Here is an 18,250-nt window from a genome sequence, read left to right on the forward strand (position 1 = left end):
CGCTGCGCTGCGCCAGGTTGCGCACCTCGGACGCCACCACCGCAAAGCCGCGCCCCTGTTCGCCCGCGCGCGCCGCTTCCACCGCCGCGTTCAGGGCCAACACGCCCAGCGGCGCCGCCAGCACCAGGCTGGCCGCCCACTGGCGCAGGAAGCGCCGCAGCGCGCCACCCGGCAGCACCGCCGTCATCGCATCGGCCCCGTTCTGCCAGTCGCGCGGCGCGATACCGCACACCACCACGCCCCAGCAGGCAACGCCCGCCATCATCACGCCGGCCAGCGCCGCGCCGCCGGAAAACAGCGCCGCCAAGCCGATGCCGGCCAAGGCCAGGGCGGCCGCCGGCGCCATCGCCAGCACCAGCGCCACTTCCGCCAGCACCTCGCCCGCAAAACCGGGCACCCGCATCGCCAGCGCCGGCAACGGGCGCAGCAGCCAGCCCACCGGCCGCAGGACGCGGTCCGCCAGCAGCAGCAAGCGGTTGCGGCGCGCCGAGCGCTGGCGCACGCGGTCCGGCGCATAGCGGTGGAAGAACAGCGCCGCCGGCAGCAGCAACAGCAGCGACAAGGCCATGGTCGCGCCGCGCAGGGCCACGGCGCGCCCGGTCCACAGCAGCTCCGGCATCAGGATCGGCGCCAGCGCCTTGTCAAAGCCATTCCGGCCCAGGCTGAAATTATTGGTCCCGTAATGCTCGCCCAGCGTGGTCAGCGCCACCGACAAGCCGGAGAAATCAAACAGCATGGGCCAGGTCGTGCCCGGGTTTTCCATCACCCCGACCAGCGCCCCGAGCTGCAGGCACCACAGGAAAAAGAACAGCACATCGCCGCGCTTGCCCACCAGCGGGCCGACATTATCGAACAGCACCGCGCAGGCCGCGCAATAGCTCACCAGCGGCAGCAGCATCAGCGCATAGGTTTGCAGGTAGAGCAGCAACTGCAGCGGCCCCTCGCCGCGCAGGGCGTGCAAGGCCAGCGTCGAACACAGGTAGGCCAGCACCACCAGCAGCAGGTACGCCACCCCGCCCAGCCAGCGGCCCGCCGACAGCAAGCCGTTGCCGGCGCCGGTCGCGCCGATCACCGCCCCCATGCCGCTCTCCAGGTCCTGCGCCGTGCGCCCGCGCAGCAGGTAGAAGCCGGCCAGTCCGATCAGCATGCCCGCGATATGCGCGCTGCCAAAGGCCAGCGCCTGGCTGCTGTACAGCACCCGCTGGTGCTCGATCACCATCAGGGTAACGCCGTCGGCCGGATCGGCGATCGCCAGCCAGCACAAGCCCACCGCCGCCAACAGCACCACCAGCGTCGAAAAACGCCGCATGCGCAGCCGCATTTCGTTCAGCGCGATCACGCGCAAGGCATGCCAGGTCATGCCGCCTCCGCCAGCGCATAGCGCTGCGCCATCAAGGCTTCCTCCAGGCTCGGCTCCACCGCCAGCGCGCCGGCGAACGGCAAGCCGGGGTGCGCCACGCGCAGCTGCACCAGCGCGCCCTGGCGCTGCGCCTGCAGCACATGCACCCGGCTGCGCAGCGCTTCGTATTGCGCCGCATCCACGCTGGCCTGCCACACCTGGCCGCGCGCCCGCTGCAGGATCTCGTCCGGCGTTTCCAGCGCCACCAGGCGCCCCTTGCGCATGATCGCCAGCTGGCCGGCGATGCTCTCCACGTCCGGCACGATATGGGTGGACACGATCACCAGCTTGCCGAAGCCCAGCTCCGACAGCAGGCGGCGGAAGCGCAGGCGCTCCTCGGGGTCAAGGCCGGCGGTCGGCTCGTCCACGATCAGGATATCCGGGTCGTTCAGCAAAGCCTGCGCGATGCCCAGGCGGCGCCGCATGCCGCCCGAGAAGGACGCCGCCGGCCGCGCCGCATGCTCGGCCAGGTTGACCAGTTCCAGCAGGTGGCGGATGCGCGCCGCATCGCGCACGCCCTTCAGCGCCGCGAAGTACTGCATGCACTCCAGCGCCGACAGGTTGGGATAGACGCCGAACTCCTGCGGCAGGAAGCCCAGGCGACGGCGCATGGCGTCGGGCTGGCGCACGATGTCCACGCCGTCGAACAGGATGCTGCCTGCGCTGGGGCGCGCCAGCGTGGCCACCAGCTGCATCAGGGTGGTCTTGCCGGCACCGTTGTGGCCGACCAGCCCCACCACCCCGGTACCCAGCGTCAACGACACGTCATCCACCGCCTTCAGGTCGCGGTAGGCCTTGCAGACATTGCGCAGCTCAAGCATTGTTCTTCCCCGGTTGGTATTGGATAGCGCGACTATAGCGGCGCCCGGAAGCGCGCACAGCCAGGCTGCGACGAATGGTCGATTTCGGCGGATGAGTTGTAATAATGAGCAACTAGTTACACTAGTGGAATTTCCACTTGCATTTTCCCCACAGTTAGCACCGTTTCCCCGCAAATAGTCAGTCCCCATGCGGCTTTCCCGCCTGCAACAGGAATATAATGGGTCGCACCTCACGCTCATGCGACACTCAAGGACCCAAGTGCCAGGCTTTCCGGTTTCGACCTTTACCAAGCGCCTCCACCAGCTGGTTGGCGCCTGCCTGCTTGCGTCCGTGTGCACCCTGGCCCCGGCCCAGGCGCCGTCGCCTTCCCCGCTGGATCAGGACATCGCCCAGATCCGCGAGCAGGTGCGCTTTGTGCCGGAACAAGCGCTGGTCCAGCTGCAGCAGATGGAGCCGCAGGCGCGCAGCGCGCCAGCCCAGACGCGCGCCGAATTCCTGTCCCAGCTGGCCCTGACCCATCGCAGCCTGGGTAAATTCGACAGCGCGCTGGCACTGGCGGACGAACTGCATGCCTACGGCCTGGCGCAGGACAACAAGATCATCATCGCCAAGGGCCTGCTCACCAAAGCCTATGTGCGCTCCGCGATGAACGAACGCCAGCTGTCGCATGAGCTGGCGTTTGAAGCGGAGAAGCTGGCCAACACCGCCGGCGACCTGGTGCTGCGCGTGCAGGCCACCATCACCGCCGGCCAGAGCTACGCCGAGCAAGGCAACTACCCGGTCGCGCTGAACCGCCTGCAGTCCGCCGTGGACCTGGCGCATCAGGTGGGCAGCGACAAGGTGCCGCTGGCGAGCGCCCTGAACGCCCTCACCCTGCTCTACACGCAAATGCGCGAGTACGACAAGGCCTGGGAAGCGCTGGCGGAGACCTTCGAAGTGTCGGAAGCGCTGAATTCGCCCGGCCGCATGTCGATCGCCAACAACACCGAATACGGCCTGGCCATCGATACGCGCCAGTACAAGCGCGCCATGCGCGCCCTGCTCAACAACCTGGAGCTGACGCGCAAGATCGGCGCCAAGCGCATGATCGCCACCACGCTGGTGAACCTGTCCGACATCAACCTGAAGCTGCACGAGTTCACGACCGCGCTGCGCTTTGCCAACGAAGCCGCCGCCGCCGCGCGCGAGGCCCGCGACGACAGCATCGAGGCGACCTCGCGCATCAACGCCGGCCAGGCCTATATGGGCACCGGCAAGGTCGCCGAAGGCAAAAAATCCTTCGCGCTCGGCATGGCGTATTTCGAAAAGACCGGCGACAAGCCGGAGCTGCAAGCCCTGCTCACCGAGTACGGCCAGGCGCTGGAGCGCGTGGGCGACTTCCAGGGCGCGGTGGAAGCCTACCACCGCGAACGCGCCATCTCGAACGAGTTGTTCGAAGCCCAGCGCAAGAAAGCCATGTGGGAGCTGCAGGAAAAGTACGACACCGAGAAGAAGAAGCGCCAGATCGAATCGCTCTCGCACGAGAACGACGTCAAGAGCGCCGAGCTCACTGCGCGCCGCCTGCAGCAGCGCATCTGGTGGCTGCTGGCGGTGGTGTTCGCGCTGGCCGCCGTGATTGTCGGCCTGCTGTACCGCAAGGTGCGCCAGGCCAACGCCCAGCTGGAGGTGAAGAACCTGGAGCTGAAGGCGCAGTCCTCGCTCGACCCGTTAACTTCGCTCTACAACCGGCGCCACTTCCAGGAATACATGCGCACGCATAACCAGGTGGAGCGGCGCGGCGCCAACGGCGAGGACATCGTCGGCGCCCTGTTCCTGATGGACGTCGACCACTTCAAGCACGTCAACGACACCTACGGCCACGCCGCCGGCGACGCCGTGCTGAAGATGATCGCGGAAAGCCTGCGCGTGGCGCTGCGCGAGACCGACATGATCGTGCGCTGGGGCGGCGAGGAATTCCTGGCCTTCCTGCCGGCCATCCCGCGCAACGGCGTGGATGAAATCGCGCGCCGCATCCTGCACAGCATTTCGTCGCAGCCGGTGCCGTTCCAGGACCATATGATCCACGTCAACGTGTCGGTCGGCTTCGCGCCCTTCCCGCTGGCGCCGGGCGGCACGCCGCTGCCGTGGGAACGCGCGGTCAACCTGGTGGACATGGCGCTCTACCTGGCCAAGGCCCACGGCCGCAACCGCGCCTACGGGGTGCGCGGCTTTGAGAACTTTGAACAGACCTCGATGGAAGCCATCGAGCAGAACCTGGAACAGGCCTGGCGCGCCGGCTTTGTCGACCTGACCCTGGTGCTGGGCGGCGCGCCCGATGAACCGCCGCCCTCCAACGTGGTGCCGCTCAAATCCAAGTCGGGCAATTGATCGGGAACTTGAGGGCGCGCTAGTCCTTGTCCTTGCGCGCCTCGCGCGCCGTTTCCTGGATATCCTTGCCCGCCTCCTCCACCTTTTCGCCGATCCTTTCGGTGGCCTGATTCAGTTTTTCACCGGCCTTCTGCGCGGCTGCATCGAGCTTTTCGCCGGCCTGCTCCAGCTTTTCGCCCGCCTTGACGGCGGCCTGGTCGATCTCGCGTCCCGCCTGTTCGGCCGGGCCGATGCGCTTGTCGTCCGGCTTCTGGCAGCCGCTCGCCGCGGCCAGCACCAGGCTGGCCAGCAGCACCGTCATCCTGCTTTTCATACTTTCTCCTTGTTGATACACATCGATAAAGTCCCGGGTTAGCGGCGGCCGATCAGGAAGGCGCCCGCCAGCGCCGCCAGGCCGAATACCAGCAAAGTGCTGGACAAGGCCAGGTTGAGGAATTTGGAAAGGTTCAGCACCCCGAGCGCGGCGCTGCCGAGGAAGAGCACGCCGAAGAAGCCCAGCCAGCCGGCCGTGCCGGCGGCCGCCATGTCGGCGCCCTGTTCGCGCGCGTGGCGTGCGAACAGCTGCCGCAAAGCGTTGGATGCCAGCAACAGCAAGACGAATGCGCCGCCGACTGTGATCAAGCCGTCCTGCATTTGCCCCTCCCTCACGGCGCGCGGAAAGCGCGGCCCCGGGGCAAATGGTAGCACCGGTGCTTACTCGGCGACGATCTTTTTGGGCGGCGGCGGCGGGGCAAAGGCGACCGTGTCGCCGTCCGGCGCGCTGTCCTGCGCGTCCGAGAATTCCAGCCAGCGATCCAGGCTGGCGCGGCGGCGGATGCTGATGCCCTTGGTGCTGATATAGCCGATCTGTTCGAAGTTCTCCAGCTTGCACACCATCTTGGACGTGGTGGGCAGGTTGTCCAGCAGGCGGTCGTAGGCCTTGCGCGCCTTCTGCTCCCACTTGGCCAGGGTCGGCTCGTTGAAGCGGTTGCTCTCGTAGTAAATGGTCAAGGTGTGGTCATGGTTGCCAAAGCCGACCACCGCAGCGCCCTTGCGCACCAGGCTCAGGATATCTTCCTTGATATTGGCGGTAGGGACGAAAACGGCCGCGCGGCTGTCATCCTTATCGGGCCGCTGCAGCGGCAAATCCTGGCCAAACTGTATACCCATTGCTGCTCCCCGCACGATGGTGGGCCGGGTCCTGATAATGTTTCTCCCCGGCTATATTTGACCGATTCTACCTCGCCCCCCTTCCCGGTACAAGCGGCGCCACACCGTATAATGCGCAGGCCCCATCCTCTTTATAGCTCCAAAATGACGCCTTTTCCACCTGCCGCATGGGATTCCGCAGCCCGCCATGTGCGCGACCTGCTGACCCACGCCATCGAATACGCCCCGCCGCAACGGGCTTTGCTGGTTTTCGACCAGCGCAGCGCGCTGTCCGAAGTGCTGGCGGCGGCTTACCGCGCCGCCCTGCCGGCGGGCCGTTTCATCGACTTTGACACGGTGCAGCCGGAGCAGGTGCTTGCGGCATTCGAGCAACTACAGCCGGGCGACCTGGTGGTGCTGGTGCAAACCACCAGCTTCCGCCTGAACGAATACCGCATCCGCATGGAGCTGTTCAAGCGCGGGTTGAAGGTGATCGAACATATGCATTTGTCGCGCATGCCGGGCGAGCAAGGCCTGGTCTATATCGACGCCCTGGCCTACGACCCGTCCTACTACCGCGGCGTGGGCCACGCGCTCAAGGCGCGCATCGACCGCGCCGGCGGCGGCGTGGTGGAAAGCGGCGGCGAGCGTCTGGTGTGGGCTTCTCCGTTTGAGGAAGCCAAGCTGAATATCGGCGACTACAGCGCCATGAAGAACGTGGGCGGCCTGTTCCCGATCGGCGAAGTCTTCACCGAGGCGCAGGACCTGGAAGCGGTCAACGGCCGCTGCAAGGTGTTCGTGTTCGGCGACACCACCTTCCACGTCAACCGCCCCGCCACTCCGATCACCATGATCGTGGAAAAAGGCCGCGTGGTCGGCGCGGAGAACAGCACGCCGGAGTTCGACAATATGCTGTCCATCATCCGCGCCCACGAGGGCGAGGTATGGGTGCGCGAGCTGGGCTTCGGCATGAACCGCGCCTTCTCGCGCGAACGCACGGTGGACGACATCGGCACCTACGAGCGCATGTGCGGCATCCACCTCTCGCTGGGCGCCAAACACGGCCAATACCAAAAGCCCCAGTTCAAGCGCAAAGACGCCCGCTACCACGTCGACGTCTTCGTCCAGACCGACGCCGTCTACCTTGACGACGATCAAATCTACCGCGATGGCGGCTGGGTGGCCGGGTACTAACTTCAGCCCTTGCGTGCCAACACGTCGCCCGGCTCGGGCCTCAATCGGTTGAAGCGCGCTTCTGATTGACGTTTGCGCGGCGCGCAACACTCCCGTTGGTCAGCGCGCGCAGGAGCCATTCCGCAGGGCCGTAAGTGTGGCGCTTGAGCCACCAGGCGCTGAGCGCCATTTGCGCAAAGTAGATGACGAACACCAGGGCCATCACCGTCGCCGGCGCCAGCTTATCGCACAAGCGCAGGCCGTAGCCGGTGAACAGCAAAGCCAGAATCACCGACTGCATCAAGTAATTGGTCAATGCGATCTTGCCCATGGGCGCCAGCGCCGCCACCAGGCGCGCGCCGAAGCGGCCGTCGAACAGCATCAGCAAGCCCGCCACATAAGCGGCGGTGAGGAATGGCGCGGTAAGGAAGCTGAGCGCGGTGCCGAACATGATCATCGCCCCGCCCGGATCGTATTTGGACGCCGCGGCATACAGCGCGGCGCCCGCCAGCCCGACCGGCAAGCCCACCATCAACACGCGCGGCAGCAAATGGCGGAAGGCATCGACATGCGCAAACAGCTGCACGCTGCCGGCCGCCCGGCCAAGCAGGAACATGGCCAGCGCGCTCGGCCCCTGCGCCAACAGCAGCAAGGCTACAGTCGAAGGGAATTCGCCCGTAGTGAAAGCCCGCGTGGCGCGCCAGTCGCCATGATAGGCAAGCAGCTTGGCCAGGGCCGGCTTGGCATCCGGCGCCATGCCCTCCGGCACAAGCAGCATCACCGCACCAATCCCCGCCAGCAGCAAGGCCGACAACAGCACCAGCGCCAGCGCCGCGCGCACCGCCGCGCGCACCGATGCAGTCCACAGCACCAGCACAAAACTCAGCAAGCCATAGAGGTGCAGGATATCGCCATAAAACAGGAAGCAGCCGTGCAGCACGCCCAGCACCAGCAGGCCGCAAGCGCGCCGCAGCATGCGCGGGCGGAATGCGGCGCCGGCGCGTTCCGCCGCCGCCATCTGCAAGGTAAAGCTGTAGCCGAACAGGAATGAGAACAGCAGGTAAAACTTGGTCTCAAACAGCAGCGCCTCCACGCAGCGCACCGCCAGGTCCAGCGCTCCCGCGTAGCGCGGGTTGTTGATGCCGAGGCCAAAAAAGGGATCGGCGAAAGCCCAGATATTAACGGCCAGGATGCCCAGCAGCGCAAAGCCGCGCAAGGCATCGACATTCAGGAGGCGGTGTTGGTTCATTCGGTGCGCAGCCTTGAAGAAGTCCAGTTCCAGTTGGTGATCCCGCGCAGCAGCCATTCCGCCGGGCCGTAGGTATTCCGCTTGAGCCACCACGCGCTCAGCGCCATCTGCGCGCCGAACAGGGCTAACACAATACCAATCAGGCCGAGCGGCGGCACGCGGTTGCACAAGCCCAGGCCATAGCCGGTGAACAGCAAAGCCAGCACCAGCGACTGCGACAGGTAGTTGCTCAAGGCTAGGCGCCCCATCGGCGCCAGCGCAGCCTGCAGGCGCGCGCCGACACGGGTCTCGAACAGCATCAGGAGCAGCACGATGTACGCCAGCGTCAGGAACGGCCCCACCAGCATATTGGCCGACACGCCAATCAAGCCGCCCGCCAGGGAAGGATGCAATGTGCCATAGGCGGCAATGACCGCCTCCCCCACCAGCCCGACCGGCAGGCAAATCCACAGCACGCGCGGCAGCAAATGGCGGAAGCTGTCGATCCGGGCCAGCAGCCGCTCGCGTCCCGCCACAAAGCCCAGCAGGAACATGGCCAGCGAGCTTGGCCCCATGAACGGCAGGTTCGCCAGGTTGCCCGGGAATTGCGCCATCACATAGGCTTGCGTCGCGGCCGCACTGCCCTGGAAAGCGGCCAGCTTCGCGGCGATTTCCCCGGCATCCCGTCCGCCCGCCGTGCTCTCAATGAAGAGCGCGGACGAGCCAATTGCCCCCAACAGCAAGGCCGGCAGGACCAATAGCCGCAATGCGCGCCTCACCGCGCGCTGCGTCTCCAGTTCGCGCCAGGACAGCAGCATCAGGCTGAGTAAGCCATAGGTGTTGAGGATGTCGCCTTCGAACAGTAGGCAGCCATGCAGCACACCCAGGGCGAACAAGGCCAGGCCGCGGCGCCGCATGCGCGCCTTGAAATCCGCATCGGCACGGCGCGCCGCATCCATCTGCAGCGAAAAGCTATAGCCGAACAAGAGCGAGAACAGCAGGTAGAACTTGCCCTCGAAAAGCAGCGCCACGAGAAAGCGCAAGGCCTCGTCCAGCGCGCCGTTGGACGCGCCGTGCGAAGCACCACTGCGGAAGTACGGATCGGCGAAGGCCCAGATATTGACGGCCAGGATGCCGAGCAGCGCAAAGCCGCGCAAGGCATCCACATTGAGAAGACGGGACTGATTCATCCCGAGATTATATATTTTGCAACCCTGTTAGCAAACCCGCCTCCGCCAGCGCCTTATCCCACGGCGGTACCGGCTGGTATTCCGCCACCAGGAAATCGATCAGGGCCCGCACCTTGGGCGACAACTGGCGCGTGGCGGGATACAGGGCGCTCAAATGATTCAGGGGCAGCTCCCAATCCTGCAGCACCGGCACCAGCCGCCCCTCCAGCATGTCGCGCCAAGCCAGGAAGGTGGTGGTGTAGACGATGCCCAGCCCGCGCAGCGCCGCATGCTGCAGCACCAGCCCGTTATTCGCGGTGAAAACGGGCGCCACGCGCACCGTCGCCTGCTCCTCGCCGCGCGCGAAGTGCCAGGCCACGCCGCCCGTCAGGTGGCTGAAATGCAGGCACTGGTGGCGATGCAGGTCCTCCGGCGTATCCGGCCTGCCGGCGCGCGCCAGGTAGGACGGCGAGGCGCACAGCACGCCGCGGCAAGGCGCCAGCGGCCGGATCGCCAGCGCCCGGCTATCCGGAATGCCGCCCACGCGGATGGTCAGGTCAAAGCCGTGCTCGATCGGATCGAGCAGCGCATCATCCACATGCAGCAGCGGCGCCAGCTGCGGATGCGGCAGACTGAAACGCGCCAGCGCATCGGCCAGCCACTCGCTGCCGAAACTGGACGGCGCCTGTATCCGCAGCGGCCCCGCCAGCTCGATGCCCGCGTGGGTGACCACGCGCGCCGCCTCCTGCGCCTGCAAGACCGCCAGCGCGCACGGCTCCAGGTAAGCCTGGCCCACGTCGGTCAGGCTCACATCGCGCGTGGAGCGGTGCAGCAGGCGCGCGTTCAGCCGCTCCTCCAGCGCGATCACATGCTTGCTCACCATGGCGCGCGACATGCCCAGACGGCGCGCGGCGCCGCTGAAGCTGCGCTGGCGCGCCACCTCTACGAAGATTTCCATTGCCTTGAGCTGGTCCATGCAAAGGATTGTCTCCATTTTGGAGACAATGTGTCAACCGTTTGCACATTGTTCACACCCAATCACTTCCCTACAATGACCTACATCAAGGAATTCAACATCAGGAGTGCTGCACATGCTGACCGACGCCCAGAAAGCCCAATACGCCCAGGATGGCTTCATCGTCATCCCCGGCTTTAAGACCGCCGCGGAAATCGCCGCCCTGCGCGCCCGCGCCGCGCAAGTCGTGAACGACTTCGACCCGACGGTGGCGCAAGGCATCTTCACCACCAAGGAGCAGGAAAAGAAGGCCGACGACTACTTCCTGGCATCGGACAACACCGTGCGCTGCTTCTTTGAAGAAGAAGCCTTCGGCCCGGACGGCCAGCTGAAACAGGCCAAGGAACTGTCGATCAACAAGATCGGCCACGCCATGCACGACCTGGACCCGGCGTTCCGCGCCTTTACCGCCGACGCGCGCCTGGAGCAGATCGCGCGCGATATCGGCCTGGCCGAACCGCAGGTCTGGCAATCCATGTACATCTTCAAGCAGCCCGGCATCGGCGGCGAAGTGCGCTGGCACCAGGACGCCACCTACTTCGACACCACCCCGATCAGCGTCACCACCTTCTGGTTCGCGCTGGAAGACGCCACCCTGGAAAACGGCTGCATGTGGGCCGAACCGGGCGGCCACCGCACGCCGCTGCGCGAGCGCTTCATCCGCGAGGGCGACCAGGTGCGCGTTGAAAAACTGGACGACACGCCATGGCCGACCGACGCCACCGCCGTCCCGCTCGAATGCAAAGCCGGCTCGCTGGTCTGCTTCCACGGCCTGCTGCCGCACTACAGCGCGCCGAACCGCTCGCCCGTCTCGCGCCACGCCTACACCCTGCACGTGACCGACGGCCGCACCGAGTATTCCAAACGCAACTGGATCCAGCGCGACGCAGCCTTCCCTGTGCGAGGCTTCCTGTGAAAGTCAGCATCTTCGCCCCGCACTGGGGCAGCAACGACCTGCCGCCGGACGTCTTCATCGCCAAGGTAAAAGAAGCAGGCTTCGACGGCATCGAAATGTCGCTGCCGCTGGACCGCGCACAGCGCGACAACTGGGCCTATAAGATCGCCAACGCCGGGCTGGATTTGATTGTCGCCCAATGGGAGACCGTGTTCCACAGCGACTTCGCCGCACACAAGCAAGCGCTCGGCGAACTGCTGCGCAACGCCTGCGAAGTGCAGCCGGTGCTGGTCAACTCGCACACCGGCAAGGATTGGTACACGCCGCAGCAGAACGAAGAACTGATCGCGCTCGCCGCCGAGATTTCGAAGGAACACGGCGTGCCGGTGGTGCACGAAATTCACCGCAGCCGCTTCAGCGGGCACCCGATGCTGCTGCTGCCCTACCTTGACCGCGTGCCGGCGCTGCAGCTGAACGCCGACCTTTCGCACTGGTGCGTGGCCTGCGAATCGCTGCTGGAAGACCAGCCAGCGACGCTGGATAAAGTGCTGCCGCGCGTGCGCCACATCCACGCCCGCGTCGGCCACCAGCAAGGCCCGCAAGTAGCCGACTTCCGCGCCCCGGAAAATGCCGACGCGCTGAAAGCGCACCTGGCATGGTGGGACCGCATTATCGAGCTACGCCGCAACGACGGCGCGGAACGCATGACGCTGACGCCGGAGTTCGGCCCCGCACCGTACACCTACACCCTGCCCTACACCGGCCAGCCGGTCAGCAATGCGTGGGATCAGAATGTGGCGATGCTGAAGCTCCTGCGCGAACGCTACTGCCAGTAAGCCTGCAAAGGCCCTTTCAACAGGGCCTTACTCCGCCAGGGCATGGCCGTGCTCAGCGAGCCATGCCCTGAAGCGCGCCAGATCCTTGAACAGGATATCGACGCCACCTTCGCGGAAGAAGCCCCCCTCTCCCCCTTCCACATCACCTCACCAAACTCCTCGAGCAACAAGTCTCCCTCGGCGACGACGGCCTCAATGCCCACGCCGACATTGGCGCCGGCAATGGAATGCGCTCTACCAGCCGGCCGCACCTGCTGACGCGAATTGGACATTTAACCATGAGCCGTCATACTTTCACTTCATCAATATTTCCGGAGAAGTAATGGCACGCGACTACGAACAGTTCCCCGACGACGAAAACGGCGATGTATTGTTTCGCATGATGGAGCACGGCGACAACCTCTCCAAACGGCGCGAAGTCAACTTCTCCGTGGTGTTCCCAACGGACGAGGCAGCCCTGGAATTCGCTGTCCATCTTCTGAAAAACGGGCAAAAGGTATCGCTTTCACCGAACGAAGTGACAGCGCATCCAAACATGATTCCGTCACACGAAAACATCACAGGTTACGAAAACTTGCTCGCAACGGACGCTGCAAAGTGGGATGGCCGAAATGATGGCTGGGGTTCGTTCCAGCAGGACTAAACGCGCTTGATCAGACATAGCAGCTACGGCAATCTGGCAATCGACACGCCAACACTCATGAGGGCCAAATTTTGCTGAAGACACTGGCAATCGCGCTGCGATCCATTGCACTGTCATGCGCCTGGACACCCAAAGGCCTGCCATGAAGAACGTGCTTTTTATTTGCAGTCAGAACCGGTTAAGAAGCCCGACGGCGGAGCAAGTCTTCGCGAGTTGGAGAGGCATTGAAGTCACTTCCGCCGGAACGAACAACGATGCTGAGAATCCAGTGACTGCTGAAGTCCTGGAGTGGGCCGACATCATCATCGTCATGGAGCGGACACACCGCAATAAGCTGCAGCAAAAGTTTCGCGCTGCCTTGAACGGCAAGCGGATTGTTTGCCTGGAGATCCCAGACGAATACGAGTACATGGACCCTGCCCTTGTCAGGCTGATGGAAGCGAAAGTACCAAAGTTCCTCCCGGCAGGAGCGTTCAATGGGTAGTAAATCAAACCGGATTCGCTTTGCAAAGAGCGTGCGCGAGGGTTTCTAAGTAAAGAATGGATGCGCCACATCGCGCCTTACGTGCGCGACGGACATTTCCTTGAGAGTATGAAGAACTGGCCCGCGCACAACGCGTCATCATGGCCGGCACACTGGCGGCGACAATCGCCCACGAGATCAAATCGCCATTGGCTGCGGTGGCCAGCAATGCTGCTGCCTGCCTGCGCTGGCTGGACAAAGAGCCGCCCGTCCTGCACGAGGCCCGCGAGGCAGCACAAGCTGCCCTGACTGCAATCGAGCGCACCCAGGCTGTCGTTATCCATACCAAGTCCTACTTCACCCGCGCCCAGAACAAGCACGTGGAGACTGACCTCCGGATGCTGGTAAGCCGCACGCTGGTGCTCATCGAGCATGAGGCGCTGCAGAACGATGTCAGTGTGGCGCTACGGCTGGATAGTGAAGTGTCACTGAAGTGCGATCCGGTGCAGGTACAGCAAGCCCTTGTGAACCTGTGCATGAACGCGATTCAAGCGATGGGCAATTCGAATCGGCCACGACGGCTGCAGGTTCAGGTAGCTCATGAGGAACAAGCCGTTGCCATTACGGTTGCAGATACCGGTCCTGGTATCGAGAAGGATTTATTGCAAGCCATTTTCGAGCCGTTCTATTCAACCAAGTCTGATGGCATGGGCATGGGCCTGGCCATTTCCCGTTCTTGTGTTGAACGGCACGGTGGATGGATTGAAGTGAAGAGCGAACTAAACCAAGGTACGCAGTTCAAACTTGTACTGCCAAGAAGAGTGGCTTAAGAACAATGGAAAAATTCGTTGCCGTGATAGACGATGATCACGCTATTCGAGACGGCATTTCCAGCCTGCTTAGATCAGCCGGCTTTGATGTACGCCTTTATGCAAGCGCGGAAGTTTTTTTAAGTGATGAGCGTACTCCGCCGGCGGACGTTGCGATCACCGACATTCAGATGCCTGGGCTGAGCGGCCTGGACCTGCAAGCCGCGCTGAAAGTCCGGCGCCCCGAGCTTCCGCTGATGATTATGACGGCGTTCCCGGAAGAGGCGCTTAAGCAGCGGGTCCTCGCGGATGGCGCAATTTGCTTCTTGCCAAAACCATTCAAGGCCGCAGACCTTCTATACTGGGTAGACCGGGCCTTATCCCTACGCGGGCCGGATTCCGGTAACAAACCATGCCGCCATCCATCACCCACATTATTGACGATGACCCAACGCTCCGTAACGCTTTGCAAAGGCTATTGCGTTCCGTCAGCCTGGATTCTGAGGACTACGCTTCTTGCACGGAGTTCCTGAAAGCCGCCAAGCCAGATGTGCCAAGTTGCTTGCTGCTCGATGTACGCTTGCCCGGCATAAGCGGCCTTGAGTTCCAGTCGCAGCTCATTGCGCTCGGCATTGATATTCCCGTCATCTTCATGACCGGCTATGGCGACATACCCATGTCGGTCCAGGCCATGAAAGCAGGTGCGGTCGACTTCTTGCCAAAGCCCTTCCGCGACCAGGACTTGCTTGACGCAGTGAATGCAGCAATTGAAAAAGACATTGCCCGTCGGGAGTCCCAAGCGAGCAGTCAGTTGCTGCTGAGGCGATTCGAAGGACTCACCGATCGGGAACGGCAAGTGATGCAGCTAGTGACCACTGGGCTGCTTAACAAGCAGGTTGCGTTCGAGCTGGGGTTAAGCGAGATCACCATCAAGCTTCATCGCGCATCCGTGATGCGCAAAATGGATGCGAGTAGCCTTGCCGATCTCGTCAAAATGTCTGAGAAACTTGCCGGCGTGGGACTGCCCTCTGCTCGACTACCCGGAAACTCGTGAGTTACAATTTAATCAACTCGCCACCGATTCCAGCGTGGCGCAATTGAAATTCACGAAAAGTCTTGGGTATGAAAATTTGCAAACTGCTGTCCGCGCTCACAGTCAGCGTGTTGATACCCCTTCAAGCGTACGCCCTGGAAAACAATCAGTATGAGGTCTGGATTCAACAAGACGGCAAGGCTTTTCCAGCGACCTCGCCGATCAAGCTAAAGCGCGCCCCTTTCGAAGTGGTGTTTCGTGGCCCCGCCGCAAACGATTACGGACTGGCCGCCGCCACCAAGGCGGAGGAATTGCCCAAGTCCGGCGATCTCAGTTCCGTTTTCCGATTCGGTAACGGCCTGTTTGTGGATGACCCGAATACGAAGATCTCGATCAGCGCGCCTGGCGTGATCGGCAAGGGATGGAGCTCCTGGAACATGTGGGCGTACAGCAGCCCGAACGATCCAGAGTACATTTCCGGCTTCCAGAAGAGAGTGGTGAATGCCGATGGCACCGTGCTGCTCACCCGCACCATCGACAAGCTATGCGTCGACGACGGCGAGAAAGATGCCTGCCACCCGGTGTCCAAGCCAGTCTACAAGAGGTTCTTTGCCCTGGTTACGACGCTGCCCCCTCTTTTGCCAGGACAGAAGGCTGACGCCACCCGCTGGCTGAATCCAACGACCCTCGAGATCGAATTCACGGAGTAAGCAATGAAAGTCTGCATTATCGGCGCCGGCGCGATCGGCGGCTTCATCGGAACCCGACTGGCCGCTGCAGGCCAGTGCGAGCTGACTACCCTGGCGCGCGGCGCCACCCTGCAGGCATTGCAGCAGCACGGCTGGCGCCTGCAGATGGGAGGCGAAACGCTGACTGCTCCGGCACGGGCCGTGGCGGACCCGCGTGAACTGGGGCCGCAGGATTTGCTGATCATCGCCGTCAAAGGGCCCGCCTTGCGCGAACTGGCGCCCACACTGGCTCCGCTGCTGGGTGAGCAGACCATGGTGCTGCCGGCGATGAATGGCGTGCCATGGTGGTTCGGCGAGGGCACTCCAGCCCTCGGCGCGGCCCCACTGGAGAGCGTGGACGCTGGCGGCGCCATATCGGCCGCCCTCCCCGCCCACCGTGTGCTCGGTTGCGTGATCCACGCCAGCACGCAGACACCGGAGCCAGGCTTGGTGCGGCACGTCATGGGCAGTGGCTTGATCATTGGCGAAGCGTTCGGTGGTGAATCCGAACGAGCGCGCCGCGTGGCAGACCTGCTAATCCACGCAGGCTTTAACGTCACGCTTTCGCAGCGTATCCGTTACGACATCTGGTACAAGCTGTGGGGGAATATGACCACGAATCCAGTCACGGCCATGACAGGCGCAACGGCCGACAAGCTGTTGGACGATCCGCTCGCCAGCGCCTTCTGCATCGCAGCGATGCGCGAGGCGGCGGAGATTGGTCGCCATATCGGTTGCGACATTACCGAGTCGCCGGAAGACCGCCACAACGTCACCCGCAAGCTGGGGGCATTCAAGACCTCCATGCTGCAGGACGCCGAGGCCGGACGGCCGTTGGAACTCGACAGCCTTGTTGGCGCAGTGCGCGAAATCGGCCAGCGCGTCGGTGTGGCGACACCGAACATCGATGCCTTGTTTGGCCTGGCGCGCCTGTTTGCGCGCTGCCATGGAATGTACCCTGCGTGAAGATTATTGCCGCCTTGACGATTACCGTCGGTTTGACAACACTGATACCTGCGTGATCCCATGAATCGCGCGGCAGGTAACTTAACGGTGAGGCAGCAGTTCTTTCCTGATTTTTGCGGCGACGCCAACGCTGCGTCCGGCCAGGTTGGCGACCGTGTATTGAACCGAACTGCCCATCACGACTGCGCTGTCCGACAGGCTAAGGCCGTAATCCTGCTCAAGCCATTGCGTCATGCCGGCAGTCGCCGCTCGCAGGGCATCATCGAGTGAACCGGCTTGGCCCAGCGTCATAATATGGGTTGGCGATTCCACGCGAGGCATGCTGATTGCCTTGCCTTTGATGATTTCCACGCTGAACTCCACATCCATTGATGTTTCAAGCGCGTACTGCGAAGTTTCACCATCCCCCTGGAGCGCATGCGCATCGCCCAAGTAAAGCAAGGCACCGGGCTGTTGGACCGGAAGGTAGATTTTGTTGCCTTCGATGACTTCATTGAAATCCATGTTGCCGCCAAACCGGCCCGTATCACCGGTGGAAATGGCTGGACCATCGGGCGGGGCTACCGCCAGACCGCCTAGCATGGGACGCACCGGCACAGCAAAGCTGCGCAACGCATCGCCCGACTGTTCGGGGCTTGCCAGTCCGCGTTCGAGGTCAAGCTTCCAGCGTACCGGCCTGCCCAGTGCAGTGCTACGGGCCGCAAGGCCAGCCGTCTGGGCGCGTCCGACGATGGCATCAAGGCTGTCCGCATACGCGCGGTTTAACCTTAATTTGAGCAGGTGGACGACCAGCGTATCGCCTGCTTCCGCCCCCATCACGAAGAACGGGCCGGTCTGTGGATTGCCATATAGCGCGCGCGTCACGCCGCGTTCATCGACGCCGCCGGAATCAATGGTGGTGGTGTGGACAGTGTCGCCCGGCCAAACAGTCAGGACCGGCATGCGGGTGGCGCTGAACTCATTCGCATAATCCTTCGGCTTGAACTCATGCCGCTGAGTTGCGCTGGATGTTCGTTCCGGTAAGCGGCGAGCGCTGAAGGTATGGCTGGCGCGCGCTTGCGCATCATTCGTGTCCGGGAAATCCGCGCTGCCCTGCAAACGACTGGCACTGACACTACCTTTGTATTCGTAGCGCATGCCGTCCTTGTCGATAACCCTCAGTAAAATCTGGCCATTCTTGCGTGTGCCGCTCAGGCGATCGCCGTCAAGCGTACCGGACAGACTTCCGCCATCATCCTGCAAATGCAGTGTCTTGAAGGAAGGGTTACCCCAACGATCGAGTTGAAGCAGCCAACTCTCGCTAGCCTGTGCCGAAGTGGTGAGGCTCAGAAAGATCAGGAATAGAACTTTGCGCATGGATTTCGCTAGCCTCGAATTGGGGTGGCAGGCAATTCTAGCAACAACAGAACAGAAGTAGAAGTTTTTTTCTACATCGGCTGCTAGTGAAATTATTCGCCGCCCCGGTGCGCGGCAAAGACCGATTAGAAGTGAGCGCATCTGGTATGCCGAAGCTGCTAAGCGTCATGACTTCCTATAGTATGACTGGCCAACCGCCTGCCATCGACCGACGGCCAGG

At 63.1% G+C, this 18,250-nt stretch carries 19 protein-coding genes and 1 pseudogene; 11 read left to right on the forward strand and 9 right to left on the reverse strand.

Features of this window, described 5'->3' with window-relative positions:
- Together GTP41_RS25615 and GTP41_RS25620 are read right to left on the reverse strand one after the other, a co-directional pair.
- Positions 1 to 103 (reverse strand): annotated as a pseudogene (locus GTP41_RS25615) (methyl-accepting chemotaxis protein); the annotation flags it as partial.
- 1,253 nt (positions 104 to 1,356) lie between these two features.
- A complete protein-coding gene (locus GTP41_RS25620; protein WP_161028431.1) occupies positions 1,357 to 2,220 on the reverse strand; it encodes an ABC transporter ATP-binding protein in 864 nt (287 codons plus the stop codon).
- Between the two features lie 259 nt (positions 2,221 to 2,479).
- On the opposite strand from GTP41_RS25620, the gene GTP41_RS25625 reads away from it, so the two are divergent.
- Positions 2,480 to 4,588: a tetratricopeptide repeat-containing diguanylate cyclase gene (locus GTP41_RS25625; protein WP_371867416.1), complete on the forward strand. Its 2,109-nt coding sequence runs from the start codon at positions 2,480 to 2,482 to the stop codon at positions 4,586 to 4,588.
- 19 nt (positions 4,589 to 4,607) lie between these two features.
- Here GTP41_RS25625 and GTP41_RS25630 read toward each other — a convergent pair whose 3' ends face one another.
- The 3 genes from GTP41_RS25630 to GTP41_RS25640 are packed head-to-tail and all read right to left on the reverse strand — an operon-like array spanning position 4,608 to position 5,737.
- On the reverse strand, positions 4,608 to 4,901 hold the full coding sequence (locus tag GTP41_RS25630; protein ID WP_161028433.1) for a hypothetical protein: 294 nt from the start codon (positions 4,899 to 4,901) through the stop codon (positions 4,608 to 4,610).
- Positions 4,902 to 4,939: 38 nt separating this feature from the next.
- Positions 4,940 to 5,221, reverse strand: a complete 282-nt coding sequence (locus GTP41_RS25635) for a hypothetical protein (protein ID WP_161028434.1) — start codon at positions 5,219 to 5,221, stop codon at positions 4,940 to 4,942.
- A 60-nt stretch (positions 5,222 to 5,281) separates the two neighbouring features.
- Positions 5,282 to 5,737 carry a hypothetical protein gene (locus GTP41_RS25640; protein WP_161028435.1) on the reverse strand — a complete coding sequence of 152 codons (456 nt, stop codon included), beginning with the start codon at positions 5,735 to 5,737 and terminating at the stop codon, positions 5,282 to 5,284.
- A 144-nt stretch (positions 5,738 to 5,881) separates the two neighbouring features.
- Between GTP41_RS25640 and GTP41_RS25645 the strand changes: the two genes are divergently transcribed.
- Complete coding sequence (locus GTP41_RS25645) at positions 5,882 to 6,910, forward strand: M29 family metallopeptidase (protein ID WP_229503079.1); 1,029 nt, start codon at positions 5,882 to 5,884, stop codon at positions 6,908 to 6,910.
- 40 nt (positions 6,911 to 6,950) lie between these two features.
- Here GTP41_RS25645 and GTP41_RS25650 read toward each other — a convergent pair whose 3' ends face one another.
- The 3 genes from GTP41_RS25650 to GTP41_RS25660 are packed head-to-tail and all read right to left on the reverse strand — an operon-like array spanning position 6,951 to position 10,262.
- Positions 6,951 to 8,138, reverse strand: a complete 1,188-nt coding sequence (locus GTP41_RS25650) for a DUF418 domain-containing protein (RefSeq protein WP_161028437.1) — start codon at positions 8,136 to 8,138, stop codon at positions 6,951 to 6,953.
- Positions 8,135 to 9,307: a DUF418 domain-containing protein gene (locus tag GTP41_RS25655; protein WP_161028438.1), complete on the reverse strand. Its 1,173-nt coding sequence runs from the start codon at positions 9,305 to 9,307 to the stop codon at positions 8,135 to 8,137. Before GTP41_RS25655 ends, GTP41_RS25650 begins: the two co-directional genes overlap by 4 nt.
- Positions 9,308 to 9,314: 7 nt before the next feature.
- A complete protein-coding gene (locus tag GTP41_RS25660) occupies positions 9,315 to 10,262 on the reverse strand; it encodes a LysR family transcriptional regulator (protein WP_229503080.1) in 948 nt (315 codons plus the stop codon).
- 115 nt (positions 10,263 to 10,377) lie between these two features.
- Here GTP41_RS25660 and GTP41_RS25665 point away from each other — a divergent pair, with 115 nt between their 5' ends.
- The 9 genes from GTP41_RS25665 to GTP41_RS25705 all read left to right on the forward strand — a co-directional run bounded on the left by GTP41_RS25665 (position 10,378) and on the right by GTP41_RS25705 (position 16,674).
- Positions 10,378 to 11,217 (forward strand): phytanoyl-CoA dioxygenase family protein, encoded by an 840-nt coding sequence (locus GTP41_RS25665; RefSeq protein ID WP_161028439.1) that lies wholly within the window; start codon positions 10,378 to 10,380, stop codon positions 11,215 to 11,217.
- A complete protein-coding gene (locus tag GTP41_RS25670; protein WP_161028440.1) occupies positions 11,214 to 12,032 on the forward strand; it encodes a sugar phosphate isomerase/epimerase family protein in 819 nt (272 codons plus the stop codon). The genes GTP41_RS25665 and GTP41_RS25670 overlap by 4 nt, the downstream gene beginning before the upstream one ends.
- Before the next feature lie 322 nt (positions 12,033 to 12,354).
- Positions 12,355 to 12,675, forward strand: coding sequence for a ribonuclease E inhibitor RraB (locus tag GTP41_RS25675; protein ID WP_161028441.1), 321 nt, complete (start codon positions 12,355 to 12,357; stop codon positions 12,673 to 12,675).
- Positions 12,676 to 12,817: 142 nt separating this feature from the next.
- A complete protein-coding gene (locus GTP41_RS25680; protein WP_161028442.1) occupies positions 12,818 to 13,159 on the forward strand; it encodes a low molecular weight protein tyrosine phosphatase family protein in 342 nt (113 codons plus the stop codon).
- A 140-nt stretch (positions 13,160 to 13,299) separates the two neighbouring features.
- Positions 13,300 to 13,968, forward strand: coding sequence for a sensor histidine kinase (locus tag GTP41_RS25685; RefSeq protein ID WP_161028443.1), 669 nt, complete (start codon positions 13,300 to 13,302; stop codon positions 13,966 to 13,968).
- Between the two features lie 5 nt (positions 13,969 to 13,973).
- The gene (locus GTP41_RS28040; protein WP_229503081.1) at positions 13,974 to 14,480 is read left to right on the forward strand and encodes a response regulator transcription factor; all 507 of its coding nucleotides are present in this window, start codon (positions 13,974 to 13,976) and stop codon (positions 14,478 to 14,480) included.
- Entirely contained in the window at positions 14,384 to 15,001 is a 618-nt protein-coding gene (locus GTP41_RS25695) for a response regulator transcription factor (protein WP_371867422.1), read from the forward strand. Before GTP41_RS28040 ends, GTP41_RS25695 begins: the two co-directional genes overlap by 97 nt.
- Positions 15,002 to 15,069: 68 nt before the next feature.
- Positions 15,070 to 15,690 (forward strand): hypothetical protein, encoded by a 621-nt coding sequence (locus GTP41_RS25700; RefSeq protein WP_161028445.1) that lies wholly within the window; start codon positions 15,070 to 15,072, stop codon positions 15,688 to 15,690.
- 3 nt (positions 15,691 to 15,693) lie between these two features.
- Positions 15,694 to 16,674 carry a 2-dehydropantoate 2-reductase gene (locus GTP41_RS25705; RefSeq protein ID WP_161028446.1) on the forward strand — a complete coding sequence of 327 codons (981 nt, stop codon included), beginning with the start codon at positions 15,694 to 15,696 and terminating at the stop codon, positions 16,672 to 16,674.
- 81 nt (positions 16,675 to 16,755) lie between these two features.
- Here GTP41_RS25705 and GTP41_RS25710 read toward each other — a convergent pair whose 3' ends face one another.
- Positions 16,756 to 18,030, reverse strand: a complete 1,275-nt coding sequence (locus GTP41_RS25710; RefSeq protein WP_161028447.1) for an acetamidase/formamidase family protein — start codon at positions 18,028 to 18,030, stop codon at positions 16,756 to 16,758.
- Positions 18,031 to 18,250 lie beyond the last annotated feature (220 nt).

Origin of the sequence: Pseudoduganella guangdongensis (genome assembly GCF_009857475.1) — a bacterium.
Classification (GTDB): Bacteria; Pseudomonadota; Gammaproteobacteria; order Burkholderiales; family Burkholderiaceae_D; genus Rugamonas; species Rugamonas guangdongensis.